General features: G+C 71.2%; 15 protein-coding genes. 7 read left to right on the forward strand and 8 right to left on the reverse strand.

Features of this window, described 5'->3' with window-relative positions:
- Positions 1-50 precede the first annotated feature (50 nt).
- The gene (locus AB0D29_RS04760) at positions 51-764 is read right to left on the reverse strand and encodes a hemolysin III family protein (protein ID WP_362797601.1); all 714 of its coding nucleotides are present in this window, start codon (positions 762-764) and stop codon (positions 51-53) included.
- A 220-nt stretch (positions 765-984) separates the two neighbouring features.
- Between AB0D29_RS04760 and AB0D29_RS04765 the strand changes: the two genes are divergently transcribed.
- Positions 985-2,808, forward strand: coding sequence for a phosphoenolpyruvate carboxykinase (GTP) (locus AB0D29_RS04765; protein ID WP_362852127.1), 1,824 nt, complete (start codon positions 985-987; stop codon positions 2,806-2,808).
- 111 nt (positions 2,809-2,919) lie between these two features.
- Here AB0D29_RS04765 and AB0D29_RS04770 read toward each other — a convergent pair whose 3' ends face one another.
- The 4 genes from AB0D29_RS04770 to AB0D29_RS04785 are packed head-to-tail and all read right to left on the reverse strand — an operon-like array spanning position 2,920 to position 7,431.
- Positions 2,920-3,555 carry a hypothetical protein gene (locus AB0D29_RS04770; RefSeq protein ID WP_362852128.1) on the reverse strand — a complete coding sequence of 212 codons (636 nt, stop codon included), beginning with the start codon at positions 3,553-3,555 and terminating at the stop codon, positions 2,920-2,922.
- A complete protein-coding gene (locus AB0D29_RS04775; RefSeq protein WP_362852129.1) occupies positions 3,542-5,155 on the reverse strand; it encodes a substrate-binding and VWA domain-containing protein in 1,614 nt (537 codons plus the stop codon). Before AB0D29_RS04775 ends, AB0D29_RS04770 begins: the two co-directional genes overlap by 14 nt.
- The gene (locus tag AB0D29_RS04780) at positions 5,152-6,339 is read right to left on the reverse strand and encodes a toxic anion resistance protein (RefSeq protein WP_362852130.1); all 1,188 of its coding nucleotides are present in this window, start codon (positions 6,337-6,339) and stop codon (positions 5,152-5,154) included. The genes AB0D29_RS04775 and AB0D29_RS04780 overlap by 4 nt, the downstream gene beginning before the upstream one ends.
- A 12-nt stretch (positions 6,340-6,351) precedes the next feature.
- Positions 6,352-7,431: a substrate-binding domain-containing protein gene (locus AB0D29_RS04785; protein WP_362852131.1), complete on the reverse strand. Its 1,080-nt coding sequence runs from the start codon at positions 7,429-7,431 to the stop codon at positions 6,352-6,354.
- Between the two features lie 143 nt (positions 7,432-7,574).
- On the opposite strand from AB0D29_RS04785, the gene AB0D29_RS04790 reads away from it, so the two are divergent.
- Positions 7,575-8,006 (forward strand): hypothetical protein, encoded by a 432-nt coding sequence (locus AB0D29_RS04790; protein WP_362852132.1) that lies wholly within the window; start codon positions 7,575-7,577, stop codon positions 8,004-8,006.
- A gap of 50 nt (positions 8,007-8,056) precedes the next feature.
- Here the strand turns inward: AB0D29_RS04790 and AB0D29_RS04795 are convergent, their stop codons facing one another.
- The 3 genes from AB0D29_RS04795 to AB0D29_RS04805 form a co-directional block, all read right to left on the reverse strand.
- Positions 8,057-8,707, reverse strand: coding sequence for an RDD family protein (locus AB0D29_RS04795; protein WP_362852133.1), 651 nt, complete (start codon positions 8,705-8,707; stop codon positions 8,057-8,059).
- A 245-nt stretch (positions 8,708-8,952) separates the two neighbouring features.
- On the reverse strand, positions 8,953-9,345 hold the full coding sequence (locus AB0D29_RS04800) for a hypothetical protein (RefSeq protein ID WP_362852134.1): 393 nt from the start codon (positions 9,343-9,345) through the stop codon (positions 8,953-8,955).
- 92 nt (positions 9,346-9,437) lie between these two features.
- Positions 9,438-10,649 carry a pyridoxal phosphate-dependent aminotransferase gene (locus AB0D29_RS04805; protein ID WP_362852135.1) on the reverse strand — a complete coding sequence of 404 codons (1,212 nt, stop codon included), beginning with the start codon at positions 10,647-10,649 and terminating at the stop codon, positions 9,438-9,440.
- 348 nt (positions 10,650-10,997) lie between these two features.
- Here AB0D29_RS04805 and AB0D29_RS04810 point away from each other — a divergent pair, with 348 nt between their 5' ends.
- From AB0D29_RS04810 to AB0D29_RS04830, 5 genes are read left to right on the forward strand one after another with little or no spacing between them, the layout of a single operon-like run.
- Positions 10,998-11,147, forward strand: a complete 150-nt coding sequence (locus AB0D29_RS04810) for a hypothetical protein (RefSeq protein ID WP_362852136.1) — start codon at positions 10,998-11,000, stop codon at positions 11,145-11,147.
- Positions 11,148-11,159: 12 nt separating this feature from the next.
- On the forward strand, positions 11,160-11,393 hold the full coding sequence (locus AB0D29_RS04815; protein WP_362852137.1) for a hypothetical protein: 234 nt from the start codon (positions 11,160-11,162) through the stop codon (positions 11,391-11,393).
- Between the two features lie 44 nt (positions 11,394-11,437).
- Positions 11,438-11,914 carry a macro domain-containing protein gene (locus AB0D29_RS04820; RefSeq protein ID WP_362852138.1) on the forward strand — a complete coding sequence of 159 codons (477 nt, stop codon included), beginning with the start codon at positions 11,438-11,440 and terminating at the stop codon, positions 11,912-11,914.
- The gene (locus tag AB0D29_RS04825) at positions 11,907-12,449 is read left to right on the forward strand and encodes a MepB family protein (protein WP_362852139.1); all 543 of its coding nucleotides are present in this window, start codon (positions 11,907-11,909) and stop codon (positions 12,447-12,449) included. Before AB0D29_RS04820 ends, AB0D29_RS04825 begins: the two co-directional genes overlap by 8 nt.
- A 49-nt stretch (positions 12,450-12,498) precedes the next feature.
- On the forward strand, positions 12,499-13,050 hold the full coding sequence (locus tag AB0D29_RS04830; RefSeq protein ID WP_362852140.1) for a GNAT family N-acetyltransferase: 552 nt from the start codon (positions 12,499-12,501) through the stop codon (positions 13,048-13,050).
- Positions 13,051-13,339: the final 289 nt, after the last annotated feature.

Raw genomic sequence — 13,339 nt, forward strand, 5'->3', positions numbered from 1 at the left:
GACGGGAAGGGGCCCGGCCGCACGCTCGCGGCCGGGCCCCTTCTCCGGGCTCAGTGCGAGTACGCGGCCAGCGAGATCCCGACGTAGTGGGCGACGAAGGCGGCCAGGGTCAGTGAGTGGAAGACCTCGTGGAAGCCGAAGAAGCGGGGGGAGGGGTTGGGGCGCTTCATGCCGTAGATGACCCCGCCCACGCTGTAGAGGAGGCCGCCGACGATCACCAGGACCAGGACGGCGATGCCGCCGGTGCGCATGAAGTCGGGCAGGAAGAAGACCGCGGCCCAGCCCATGGCGATGTAGCAGGGGGTGTAGAGCCAGCGCGGGGCGCCGACCCAGAAGACGCGGAAGGCGATGCCGGCGGCGGCCGCGATCCACACCGCCCACAGCAGGGTCCGTCCCGTGGAGGGCGGGAGCAGCAGGACGGTCAGCGGGGTGTAGGTGCCCGCGATGATCAGGAAGATGTTGGCGTGGTCGAGCCGGCGCAGGATGGCCTCGCCGCGCGGCCCCCAGGTGCCGCGGTGGTACACCGCGCTCACGCCGAAGAGCAGGCAGGCCGTGAGGATGTAGACCCCGCAGGCCACCCGTGCCCGGGTCGAGTCGGTGAAGGCCATCAGCACCAGGCCGGCGACGACCACGGCGGGGAACATTCCGAGGTGCAGCCAGCCGCGCAGCAGCGGCTTCTCCTCCAGGGCGGTCTCGGCCGCCTCCAGGGCCTCGACTACCGGTGTGGCCTCGGCGGCCGGGACGGCGGCGGGGTCAGAAGTCATGGGCGCCATGCTACCTACGGGACCGTAGGTATCCGTCGATCGTCTTTACGGAAGATTGACGGACGTGGCAATGCTCACGTGAGAGGCCCTCTGGACATATGCGCACATCCACCGGATGATCAGATGAGTGCGGTCGGCACCGGATGAGCGGAGCGCGAAGCGTCCGGGTCGCAGCCCCCACGGGGCAAACACCAAACACACCCCTCAACAAGGAGCAATCGTGGCGCGCGACAACGCGGCTCCCACTTCCATCCCGACGACTCACCAGGAGCTGATCTCCTGGGTGGACGAGATCGCAGCGATCACCCAGCCGGACCGCGTCGTCTGGTGCGACGGGTCCGAGGGCGAGTACGAGCGCCTGTGCGAGGAGCTCGTCGCCAAGGGAACGTTCAAGAAGCTCGACGAGACGAAGCGCCCGAACTCGTACTACGCCGCCTCCGACCCCTCCGACGTCGCGCGCGTCGAGGACCGGACCTTCATCTGCTCCGAGAAGGAGGAGGACGCGGGCCCGACGAACCACTGGAAGGCTCCTTCCGAGATGAAGGAGATCTTCGCGGGGGAGCAGGGCATCTTCCGCGGCTCCATGAAGGGCCGGACGATGTACGTCGTCCCGTTCTGCATGGGCCCCCTCGGCTCCGAGCTCTCCGCGATCGGCGTCGAGATCACCGACTCCGCCTACGTCGCCGTCGCCATGCGCACCATGACCCGCATGGGCAAGGCCGTCCTGGACGAGCTCGGCACCGACGGCTTCTTCGTCAAGGCCGTCCACACCCTCGGCGCTCCGCTCGCCGAGGGCCAGGCGGACGTGCCGTGGCCGTGCAACACCACCAAGTACATCTCGCACTTCCCGGAGACCCGCGAGATCTGGTCCTACGGATCCGGCTACGGCGGCAACGCCCTGCTCGGCAAGAAGTGCTACGCCCTGCGCATCGCGTCCGTCATGGCCCGCGACGAGGGCTGGCTCGCCGAGCACATGCTGATCCTCAAGCTCACCCCGCCGCAGGGTGAGGCGAAGTACATCGCCGCCGCGTTCCCGAGCGCCTGCGGCAAGACCAACCTCGCCATGCTGGAGCCCACGATCCCCGGCTGGACGGTCGAGACGGTCGGCGACGACATCGCCTGGATGCGCTTCGGCGAGGACGGTCGCCTCTACGCGATCAACCCCGAGGCCGGCTTCTTCGGCGTCGCGCCCGGCACCGGCGAGCACACCAACGCCAACGCCATGAAGACCATGTACGCGAACACCGTCTTCACCAACGTCGCGCTCACCGACGACGGCGACGTGTGGTGGGAGGGCATGACCGAAGAGGCGCCCAAGCACCTCATCGACTGGAAGGGCAACGACTGGACTCCGGACTCGGAGACCCCCGCCGCCCACCCCAACGCCCGCTTCGCCGTCCCGGCCTCCCAGTGCCCGACGATCGCCCCCGAGTGGGAGGACCCCAAGGGCGTCCCGATCTCCGCGATCCTCTTCGGCGGCCGCCGCGCCTCCGCCGTGCCGCTGGTCACCGAGTCCTTCGACTGGAACCACGGCGTCTTCATCGGCTCGAACATCGCCTCCGAGAAGACCGCCGCCGCCGAGGGCAAGGTCGGCGAGCTGCGCCGCGACCCCTTCGCCATGCTGCCGTTCTGCGGCTACAACATGGGCGACTACATGGCCCACTGGGTCAAGGTGGCCGCCGACAAGGACCAGGCGAAGCTCCCGAAGATCTACTACGTGAACTGGTTCCGCAAGAACGACGCGGGCAAGTTCGTGTGGCCCGGCTTCGGCGAGAACAGCCGCGTCCTGAAGTGGATCGTCGAGCGCCTCGACGGCACCGCCGAGGGCGTCGAGACCCCCATCGGCATCCTGCCGACCAAGGACTCCCTCGACCTCGACGGCCTGGACCTGCCGGCCGCCGACCTCGACTTCCTCCTCACGGTCGACAAGGAGGTCTGGCGCGAGGAGGCCGCCCTGGTCCCCGAGCACCTGAACACCTACGGCGACCACACGCCGAAGGAACTGTGGGACCAGTACCACGCGCTCGTCGAGCGCCTGGGCTGAGCCCGAGCCCGGTGACACCGGGCCAATGAACGTGGGAGCCCCCGACCAAGCGGCGCCCACCGCTGTGGGAGCCCCCGACCAAGCGGTTCCCACCGCTGCACCGGCCTGTCTTCAGGAGCGTCCGCGCTCCTCCAGATAGGCCGTGTGCGTCTGCTGACGGCGGGCCTCTGCTTCGCGGAGGTCCGCCGTCACGCTTTCCGCCTCCTCGAACAGCAGGTCCAGCTGCCGCTCCAGGTGACGCTCCGGGGACTCCCCGCCCGGCGTCAGCCGGTTCCACCAGCGGGTCCGGTTGTACGTGTCCACGCACTCCGGCACGTCCCGCCGGATCGCCCGGGACAGCGCGTGCACCGCCTCCGGCTCGGTGACCAGGACCTCGGCCACCCACCCCGGCTCCAGCAGCGCCCCGTACAGCTCCAGCAGCCCGGCCCGCCGGCTCCCGGCCGCCGCCGGCAGCTCCACCTCGGACAGGTACTCCCGCAGCCGCGCGAAGTCCCCGCGCAGTACGTCGAGTTCCTCGCTCGGGTCGAACGGCGGCGGCGCCACCCGCTCCGGCGGGGCGATCAGCGCGCCCGCCCCGTACAGCCCGGCCACCACCACCGGCCAGTACGCGCCGGCCACCCCGGCCACGGTGAGACCGAGCCCCACCACGCCACAGGCGGAGCCGGTCAGGTTCTTCCTCGACTCCAGGTAGCCGAGCACCCGGCCGGCCACGCCGCCGCCCCGGCGGCCGCCCCTACTGGTAGCCACGGATCTCCTCGAAGGCTCCGGCCAGCGAACCCTTCCCGCCGGTGGCGTCGAAGAGCCGCCCGCCGGTCAGTTCGGTGATGTGGGTGAGCTCCTTGCGGTCCGAGTCCCCGAACAGCACCGCGAAGACCGGCGTCCGCCTCTGCGCCTCGGGCAGGGCCGCGTAGAAGGAGTCGAAGTGCTTGGCCCCGACGCCCTCGGTGTTCTCCCCGTCCGTCATCAGCACGATCGAGGTGAACGCGTCCGTGCCGCCCTTGCCGAGGTGCTGGTAGGCCGCCTCCAGGCTGCCGTAGACCGCCGTACCGCCCTCCGGCTCCAGCGACTTCACGTCGCCGCGGATCGCGTCCAGCGCCGGACCCGGACTGCCGGGCTCGACGACGTGCGTCAGCACCTTCTTCACCTTGGAACCGAAGGGCAGCAACGTCACCTCCTCACGGTCCCGGAACCGCTGCCCCGTGCCCGAACTCCCGCTGCCCGTCAGATCGGTGAGCGCCGACTTCAGCCGCCCGATGCGGTCCTCCTCGCTCATCGAACCCGAGGTGTCCAGCACGTACACCGTCCGCGAGGGCCGGCGCAGCTCGTTCTCGTACGAGGCCAGCAGCCCGTCCGCGACCGAACGCGAACCGGGGAAGGGCAGCTCGTGCCGCTTCTCGGGGTCCAGACCGGCGGCCGGCGCCACCCCGGCCGCCACCGGCCGGCGGAAGGTCTGCTCGGTGATCGCCTTCTGCGCCTCGGGGCCGCGCAGGTAGTCCGTCAGCGCCCGCCCCGCATCGCGCGCCCCCTCCGGGGCCGAGGTCAGCAGGGTCAGCGGGTAGTGCGCGGTGACCACGCCGTCGCGCGGCCGGATCACCGTCAGCGGCGCCTTCACGTCCTTCGCGTCCCGGTTCATGGACAGCAGCACCGACTCGTAGTTCACCAGCGCGTCCACGTCACCGCGCTTTCCGTACGCGGTCGCCAGCCAGCCGGAGGAGCCCGAGGTCAGCTTCTGCCCGGAGAAGAACTCCTTCAGCTTGGGCTGGGCCGTCTTCACCTCCGCGTCGCTCAGCGCCGCCTGCGCGCCCGACAGCCCCGACGCCACCGACACCAGCGCGGAGAAACCGGAGTTGGAGCGCACCGGGTCCGTCATCCCGTACGTCAGCTTCCCGCCGGCCACCGCCTCGTGCACCGCCGACCAGGTCACCTCGCCGGGCTTCCAGCCCAGCCGGGCCAGCGCCTCCGGCTTCACGCCGATGGCCACCGGCGAGGACATCACCGGGGTCTCGCTGGACAGCTTCCCGGCGGCCTCGGGCCGCAGCCGCAGGTAGTCGTTGGAGGACAGCCAGATCGCGTCGTACTTCCCGTCGGCCTTCCCCGAGGCGATCTGCTCGACCGCGTCGAGCGTCCCGGACGAGGTCAGCTCGACGCTCACCCCGGTGGCCGCCTTCGCGGACTTCAGCACGGGCTCCATGTCGGAGAGCTCGCTGGAGGCCAGCACCCGCAGGTGGCCCTCCTTGTACTTCGACTCCGCGGGCTCGGCCGGGCCCTCGGAGGTGCAGGCCGTGGCCGTGGCGAGCGTGGCGAGTGCGATCAGCGCACCGATCCAGCCCCGCCTCCCGCGCCTCACCGGGCACCGCCTTCGAGCGCACCGGCGTTACGGGTACGGGCCAGGTACGCCGAGGCGGTCTGCAACTCCCCGGCCAGGGACTCCACGGTCGCCGCCATGTTCTCCGTGGCCTGCACCTTGAAGGTGTCGATCGCGTCGAGGGTCTTGTAGATCTGCGCGAAGGCCGTCCGCAGCGTCTCCGCCCCCACCGCCGGATCGGCCGCGATCCGCTGGATCTCGCCGCTCTGCGTGGACAGCATCTCCGCATTGCCCCGGATCAGGTCCTCGGTGGTCCCCTTCAGGGCGTTGACCTGCTCGATCACCTTGCGCTGGTTGTCGAGGGCCGCGGCCAGCATGACCGCGATCCGCAGCGCCGAGACAGTGGTGGTGGCCGCCCGGTCGACGCCCTTGATCAGCTCGTCGTTGTTGCGCCGGACCACGTCCATCGCCAGGTAGCCCTGCGCGCAGACGGCCAGCTGCGTCAGCAGGTCCTGGTGCTTCTGCCGGACCGGGAACAGCACGTCCGCGCGCAGCGCGTCGGCCGCCTGCGGGTCGGTGCGCTCCGCCTCGGCGATCCGCTGCTCGACGGCCCCGTCCAGCGCCTCGGTGAGGACGGCGTACTCCTGGAGCTTGCCCATGGTCTCCCACAGGCGGGCCCGCTCGGTGTGCAGGGCCGCGTTGTCGCGGCGCAGCTCGTCCTGGCCGCTGCGCAGCGAGCCCACGATCTTGTTGAGGGTGGCCTGCGAGGAGGCGTACTTCGCCACGTGGTCGCGGAACCTGTTGCCGCCCGGCAGCTTCGCCAGCAGTTTGCCGAGCCCCTTGCCGGGGGTGTCGCGCGGGTCGAGGTCCTCGACGGTGCGGCGCAGTTCGACGAGGGAGCCGGCGACGCGGGCCTGGGCGTCGCCGCCGCCGTCCGCGCCGAGGGAGCGTACGGCCCGCTCCAGCATCCGGTTGGACTGCTGGGCGGCGCTGCGGATGTCGGCCGCGCCGAGTCCGGAGATCTCGCCGATGCGGTGCGCGAACTCGGGGGAGCGGGTGTCGATCCCCGCGAGCGAGCCCACGTACTCCCCGGCCCGGCGGGCCATCTCGTCGCGTACGTCGTCCTGCAGCGGGACCAGCCCGGCGGCCTGCTCGCGGCGGACGGGCGGGACCGGCTCCGGCGCGCTGAGGACGAACGTGCCGTCCTCGGGTGGTGTCAGTGTCATGGTGTGGGCCCCTTAACCCTTGGCGCGCTGGGCGAGCGCCATGAGGATCTTGACGGTGGGTGTGCCGACCTGACGGATGCCGGTCAGCCCGGGGTTGAGGTAGCCGGCGTGCGGTGCGGTCGCGGCGGTGAACTCGGGCACGCCGTCCTGCGGGCGGAAGCCGCGCTGTACGGCCAGCTCGCGCAGCCGCGGATCGGTGGCGAGGAGGGTGCCCAGCTCCTTGGCCTGCTCGGTGATCGGGACGAAGGTGTGCGCCGTGTTGACGGTGGTGTCCGGGTAGAGCACGACCATGTCGCCGGGGTCCTGGTGCTGGAGCAGCAGGGAGGCCACCTGGGACTCGTACACCAGGATGAGCGGTTCGCCGCTGCCGCTGATGAAGGCCCGGAAGGGGTCGTCGGTGCTCTGTTCGAGGGCGCCCTGGACGGAGATCAGCTTGCGCATCAGCGGTGCGGTGCGCTCGATCCCGGCGTCGTCGGCGACCACGGTGTTGCCGTTGGCGACGTTGGAGGTGGCCGCGAGGAAGAGGGCGCCGGAGTTGGAGGAGGCCGGGTCGGTGGTCTTGATGAACACCGTGCCGGTCAGCTCGGCGTGGGCGGCGGAACCGGGCAGCTGCTGCCAGGTGCGGTCCTCGGCGGCGGCCTTGAGGAAGGGGCCCATGAGCAGGGTCCCGAGGTTCTTGCCGGTCATCTTGGCGAGGCCGTTGTCGGCCAGCACCTCGGCGGCGCCCCGGCGGGCGATGACCACGAGCGGGGAGTAGAAGGGCTTGGTCTCCTGGGCCCCCTTGAGCCCGGCGGCGGCCGCGACCTCCTTGGCGGGTTCACTGCTGCCGGGGAAGGCGAAGTCGAACTCCTTGAGGGCGAGTTGGTCCATCGCCCAGGAGCCCGAGGTCTCCGTCTTCACGGTGTAGCCCTTGGCGGCCAGGGCCTTGACGACGTCGGGGTCGCGGAAGAATTCGGACTTCTCCGAGCCGATGACGCCACGCACGGTCTTCGTTGCCGTGGTTTCTGGGTGATCCTTCCCCTGGAAGGCGACGACGTAGAGCACGCCGCCGATCAGGAGGAGGCCCAGGACGATTCCTAGGATGCGTCTCACGGGTGCAGCGTGCTCGCGGAAACCCACATTCCGCGACGAGTTGAATGAACGTCAGGTGTCCAGGCGGTCCCACTTCGAAATGCTGTGTGAGCCCGTGGGTGCTGGTGGGCGGGGCGGCCGCCCGGGAGGATCGGGGCATGGGCGTGAGCGCGTTGAAGTGGCAGGGCTGGCTGGTCGGTCTGGTGACGCTGGCCGGACTGCTGGTGTTCGCCCCGCTGGGCCTGTACGTGTGGGCGAGCGGCGGCGAACCTCCCGGGGCGCCGCCCAGGGCGGCCCTGGAGGACGTACGGGTCACCGGGTGCCGAATCGATCCGGCGAGCCGGCGGGTGGTGGCCGCGGTGGAGGCGGCGGGGCGGGCCGAGGGCATCGGCGCGTACGTCGTCACGGTGGAGTTCCGCGACGGCGTCGAACCGGACCCGGAGCGCCGGGCCGCCCAGGCGCTGTTGAGGATTCCGGGCGTGGCCCCGGGCGCGACCGAGCACGGGGAGGCGGTCGGTCCGGTGTGGCCGGTGGCGACGGTGCCGTGGTGCGGGGTCGCGGGCGCGGAGTTCGAGCGAACGCCCGACACGCCCTGACGCGTCACCGGCTCGCGCCGTGCGGCGCGGGCCGGTGTGCGCTCAACCGGTCACTTCACCTTGACGACGACGGTGCCGCACACCTTGTCGGCGAAGGTCTGCTTCTTGGCGTCCCACAGCGGCCACAGCCAGCCGATGTAGCAGGGGATGCCGTCCAGGATGTGCGCCAGCTTGCGGACGAAGGCCATGCCGAAGCCGAGGGTCGCGCCGTCGGCCTCCTTGTGGAGGCTGATGCCGACGACCTTCTTGCCGATCGTCTGCCCGGTGGTGCCCTCCTTGTAGAGCTGGAAGAAGAACATGCCGAGGGCGTACAGCATGCCGATGAGGCCGAGCACGCCGGCCGCCGCGGAGTCGGAGTCGCCGCCGGCGATGGCCGCGCCGATGCCGGCCAGCGCGTACATCGGGCCAGCGATGATCAGCGCGTCGAGCAGGTACGCGCCGACGCGCAGGCCCCAGTGGGCCAGCGGCGGCATGCCCGCACCCGGCATGCCGGGCATGCCCGGCATCCCCGGCTGCTGCGGGTAGCCGTAGGCCGGCGGCGGCGCCTGCTGCGGGTAGCCGTACTGCGGAGCCGCACCCTGCGGGGGCTGCTGCGGGTAGCCGTACTGCGGGGGGACGCCCTGCGGGGCCTGCTGCGGGTAGCCGGGCTGGCCCTGCGGGGGCTGCTGGCCGTAGGGGTTGTTCGGGTCGCCGAAGCTCATCGGTGAAGTCTCTCCAGGCTGCTGAAACGGGGACGAAGCGGCGTGGAGGAGATGGACCATGTGAGCGGCCTCCCCCGTGCTGCCGCGAACTTTCAGCCCTCATCGTGTTCGGAGCACCGGATTCTGTCCAATTCCCGCCCCTGCCACGGGCCGCGGAACCTGCCGCGGAGCGTGCCGCGCGAGCCCGGTCGACACCGGGATGTGGCACCCGGTCCGGAGCCTCCGCGGCCCCGGACCGGGGCCGTCTAGAGGGCGCCGGCCAGGTCCGCGGACTTCAGGGCGGCGGCGTGCGCGTCCATGCGCTCGGCGGCGAGGATCGCGGCGGTGGTGTCGGCGCGGGACGCGGCGACGAGGAGCGCGCGGGCGGCGAGGTCGTGCGCGCGCTGGTGCAGCGCGGCGGTGTCCGCGGCCGCGCGCTGCGGAGCGCGTGCGGGCTGGGACCCGCGCAGCCGGCCGACCTGGACGGCGATCTCGGCGGCGGCCTCGTCGAGCCCGAGCTCGTCGGTGACGGCGAGCAGGGCCGCGAGGTGGCCGGCGAGCTGGATGTCCAGCGCTTCGCCGCGGCTGCTGTGCGGATAGTCGGACGGGGCGGCGCCCATGCGGTGGACGACCGACTTGGTGCGGATCGGCTCGTACATGAGGTGGCCTCCTGCGTGGTCAGGAGACCATCCTACATTGGATTGGTTCTAAAGTTGAGCTGAATCCTGTTGTTGGTCGTCCGCGCCCACCGTCAGGGCTGGCCGTAGCCGTCGAGGAAGTTGCCGATGCGCGTCACGGCATCGGCCAGATCCGTCGCGTTCGGCAGGGTCACGATCCGGAAGTGGTCCGGCTCGGGCCAGTTGAAGCCCGTACCGTGCACGACCATGATCTTCTCGGCCCGCAGCAGGTCGAGGACCATCTGCCGGTCGTCCTTGATCTTGTAGACGGTCGGGTCCAGCCGCGGGAAGGCGTACAGCGCGCCCTTCGGCTTCACGCAGGTGACGCCCGGGATCTGGGTGAGCATGTCGTACGCGACGTTGCGCTGCTCCAGGATCCGCCCGCCGGGCAGGACCAGGTCCTCGATCGACTGGCGGCCGCCGAGCGCGGTGGCCACGGCGTGCTGCGAGGGCATGTTCGCGCACAGGCGCATGTTCGCCAGGACCGTGAGGCCCTCGATGTAGCAGGAGGCGTGCTTCTTCGGGCCGCAGACCGCCATCCAGCCGGCCCGGTAGCCGGCGACGCGGTAGTTCTTCGAAAGGCCGTTGAAGGTCAGCGTCAGCAGGTCGGGGGCGATGGCGGCGGTGTTGTGGTGCACGGCGCCGTCGTAGAGGATCCGGTCGTAGATCTCGTCCGAGCAGACGACCAGGTTGTGGCGGCGGGCGATGTCCGTCAGCCCGCGCAGCATCTCCTCGTCGTAGACCGCGCCCGTGGGGTTGTTCGGGTTGATGATCACGATCGCCTTGGTGCGGTCGGTGACCTTGCGCTCGATGTCGGCGAGGTCCGGCATCCAGTCGGCCTGCTCGTCGCAGCGGTAGTGCACGGCCGTGCCGCCGGCGAGGGAGACGGACGCGGTCCACAGCGGGTAGTCCGGCGCCGGGACCAGCACCTCGTCGCCGTCGTCGAGCAGTGCCTGCATCGACATCTGGATCAGCTCGGAGACGCCGTTGCCGAGGTAGATGTCCTCGACGTCCAGGTCGATGCCCTTGGTCTGGTAGTGCTGCATGACCGCGCGGCGCGCGGAGAGCAGCCCCTTCGCGTCACCGTAACCGTGGGCGTTGCCCAGGTTGCGGAGCATGTCCTCAAGGATCTCCGGCGGGCAGTCGAAGCCGAAGGCCGCGGGGTTGCCGGTGTTCAGCTTGAGGATGCGATGACCTGCTGCTTCGAGCCGCATGGCCTCTTCGAGCACGGGGCCGCGGATCTCGTAGCAGACATTGGCGAGTTTGGTTGACTGGATCACCTGCATGACGGGAGCTTACGGGCCCCGGCGCGGGCCTGACGTGCCTTTTCGAAGACAGGCTCGAAGAGCGAAATGTCCTATTTCGGGTAATGGGTGGGTGGCAGTGGGGTCCCCCCTTGGAATCCGGGGCCGCGCGCGGCGTCCGGCCTGCGGAATGGGTGGGGGCGGGGCCGACGAAAACGCGGGATGTTGCGCTCGTCACCTCGGTGGACGGGTGAGGACCGGGGTGACGGACTACTCCGGCCGAGTGCTCCGCCGTGCGTGCCGGCCGAGTGCGTCGGCTGCGTCGGCTGAGTACGTCGGCTGAGTACGCGCACTCATGCGGCGGGGCGGGGCGCGGTGGAGGCTGGGCGCATGAACCAGGGAGAGTGGAAGCCGGCGGACCACCGCCGGCGCACGGAACGCGTGGGCACGGTGATCGTGGCCGCTGCGGGCGTCCTCATGGCGGCAGGGGCGATCTTGATCGTGCTGCTCTACCTGGTGTTCCTGAACAGCGGCTACTGAGGGGCGCGAGCAGTGGAGTTCGTAGTCGGTGACATGGAGATCACCACGGTCGGCACGGATGGCGACGACCGGGCGATCGAGTTCCTCGTCAGGCCGGAAGGGGCCGCGGAGGAAGGACACTTCGCGATCTTCCGCGAGCACGACGAGGGCTGGGAGTCCGCCCGCATCACCATCGCCCCGGAGTCGGCCGCGATCCCGGTGGCGGCGGTCGAATGGGCGGTGGAGTTCGCGCGCGAGTACCTGTGAGGGATGACGGGGCGTTGTCAGTGGTCTCGCCTACCGTTCGGTACATGAAGCCGATCAGGATCATCGCCGGAGACGCGACGAGTCCCCAGGCCAAGGGGCCCAAGATCATCGCCCACGTCTGCAACGACCTCGGCGGGTGGGGGAAGGGCTTCGTCCTGGCCGTCTCGAAGCGGTGGCCCGAACCGGAGGCCGCGTACCGGGACTGGCACCGGGGACGCAGCGGAAACGACTTCGGACTGGGCGCCGTGCAGGTGGTGCGGGTGAAGCCCGACACCTGGGTGGCCAACATGGTCGGGCAGCGCGGGATACGCACCGGGAGCGGGGGGCCGCCGATCCGCTACGACGCCGTGGAGCGCTGCCTCGACGCGCTGGCCGGGCACGCCGTCGAGCTGGGGGCCGGCGTCCACATGCCGCGCATCGGGTGCGGGCTCGCGGGCGGCAAGTGGCCGCGCATCGAGCCGCTGATCACCGACGCGCTGTGCGCGCGGGACGTGGAAGTGACGGTCTACGACCATGCGTGAGCCCGAGGTGCCCGGGGGCGGGTCCTGGGCGGGCGCGGTGCACGAGGATCTCCTCGCGGCGAAGGAGCTGGTCTACGACCGCTGCGGGTTCACGTGCTCCCGGCCGGTCGCCGAGGCGGAGAGCACCGAGTACGGGGCGTACACGTTCACGCTGGACGGCCTGCGCGTCACCTTCCGCGCGGCCAGGACGACCCCGACGAAGGCCGGGCAGTTCGTCACGGTGTGGAAGCGCTCCGACGGCGGGCCGATCCGGCCCTTCGACGTGACGGACCCCGTCGACCTCGTCGTCGTCAGCACCCGGGACGCGGACGGCTTCGGGCAGTTCGTCTTCTCCCGCGAGGTGCTCCGCGAGCGCGGCATCCTGTCCGTGGACGGGTCCGGCGGCAAGCGCGCCTTCCGCGTCTACCCGCCGTGGGTCGCGGTGGAGAGCCGGCAGGCCCGGGCGACGCAGGCCTGGCAGGCCGACTGCTTCCTGTCCGTGGGCACCGGCGCCCAGGTCGACCCCACCCGGGCCCGGGCCCTCCTTCACCCCTAGGCGGTGTCTTTCCGGGTCGGGCCCGTGGGGGCGTGGCACGATCGGCGGCATGCAGTACCGGTACGCCACCGAGGCCGACGCGCCCGCCATGGCCGAGCTCTTCGCCGCCAACCACCACGACGCCCTGACGGAGCGGCAGCGGGCGGAGCAGGGCTTCGTACAGGGCCGCTTCGACGCCGGCGTCCTGCGGGCGATGGCCCGGGCCGGGGAGCTGCTGGTCGCGGACGACGGCGGCCGGGTCGCCGGCCTGCTCGCCCTGTCGGTGGCGGCGGACCTGGCCGATCCCCCGCCGCCGGTCGAGGGCCTGCTCCGCGCGCAGGACACCCTGGAGTGGGACGGGCACCCCCTCGGCGAGGTGCGGTGGCTGCTGTACGGGCCGGTCGTGGTCGACGCCGGGTACCGGGGGCGCGGCGTGGCCCGGGCCCTGTTCACCATGGCCGTGGCGGCGGCCTCGGAGCGGGCCGACGCGGTGGTGGCGTTCATCGAGGCCGGCAACGTGCCGTCCTGGAAGGTGCACGTCGACGGCTTCGGCATGGTCCCGCTGGGCGAGTACGTCGCGGCCGGCCGCACGTACAGCGCCGTCGCCGCCCCGACCACCTAGCCGCCCCTGGCTCCACCGGCGTGGCCCCGGACCCCGCGCCTCAAACGCCGGCGGGGCTGGAATAGCGCGGCGAAGCCGGAGGTGGTGCGGCTCAAAGATCGGGGCTCCGCCCCGGACCCCGCTCCTCAAACGCCGGAGGGGCTGAATGTGGTGCGGCGAGGCTGGATTTGTGCGGCGTAGCCGAATGGTGGCAGGGGCTGGGATCGAAGCGGGCCGGTTGGGGCGGGGTCGGGTGTGTGTCGGGGTGATCCCCGCAGGGCGTCGAACGCACTGCCGCCGAGCTCTCCGA

The sequence above is a fragment of the Streptomyces sp. NPDC048424 genome (assembly GCF_040651555.1).
Classification (GTDB): Bacteria; Actinomycetota; Actinomycetes; order Streptomycetales; family Streptomycetaceae; genus Streptomyces.

Excerpts from the sequence above, each read along its gene's own strand:
- AB0D29_RS04780 (WP_362852130.1), bottom strand. The coding sequence starts at position 6,339 with ATGACACTGACACCACCCGAGGACGGCACGTTCGTCCTCAGCGCGCCG.
- AB0D29_RS04825 (WP_362852139.1), top strand. The coding sequence starts at position 11,907 with ATGCGTGAGCCCGAGGTGCCCGGGGGCGGGTCCTGGGCGGGCGCGGTG.
- AB0D29_RS04830 (WP_362852140.1), top strand. The coding sequence starts at position 12,499 with ATGCAGTACCGGTACGCCACCGAGGCCGACGCGCCCGCCATGGCCGAG.
- AB0D29_RS04800 (WP_362852134.1), bottom strand. The coding sequence starts at position 9,345 with ATGTACGAGCCGATCCGCACCAAGTCGGTCGTCCACCGCATGGGCGCC.
- AB0D29_RS04760 (WP_362797601.1), bottom strand. The coding sequence starts at position 764 with ATGACTTCTGACCCCGCCGCCGTCCCGGCCGCCGAGGCCACACCGGTA.
- AB0D29_RS04805 (WP_362852135.1), bottom strand. The coding sequence starts at position 10,649 with ATGCAGGTGATCCAGTCAACCAAACTCGCCAATGTCTGCTACGAGATC.
- AB0D29_RS04810 (WP_362852136.1), top strand. The coding sequence starts at position 10,998 with ATGAACCAGGGAGAGTGGAAGCCGGCGGACCACCGCCGGCGCACGGAA.
- AB0D29_RS04820 (WP_362852138.1), top strand. The coding sequence starts at position 11,438 with ATGAAGCCGATCAGGATCATCGCCGGAGACGCGACGAGTCCCCAGGCC.
- AB0D29_RS04795 (WP_362852133.1), bottom strand. The coding sequence starts at position 8,707 with ATGAGCTTCGGCGACCCGAACAACCCCTACGGCCAGCAGCCCCCGCAG.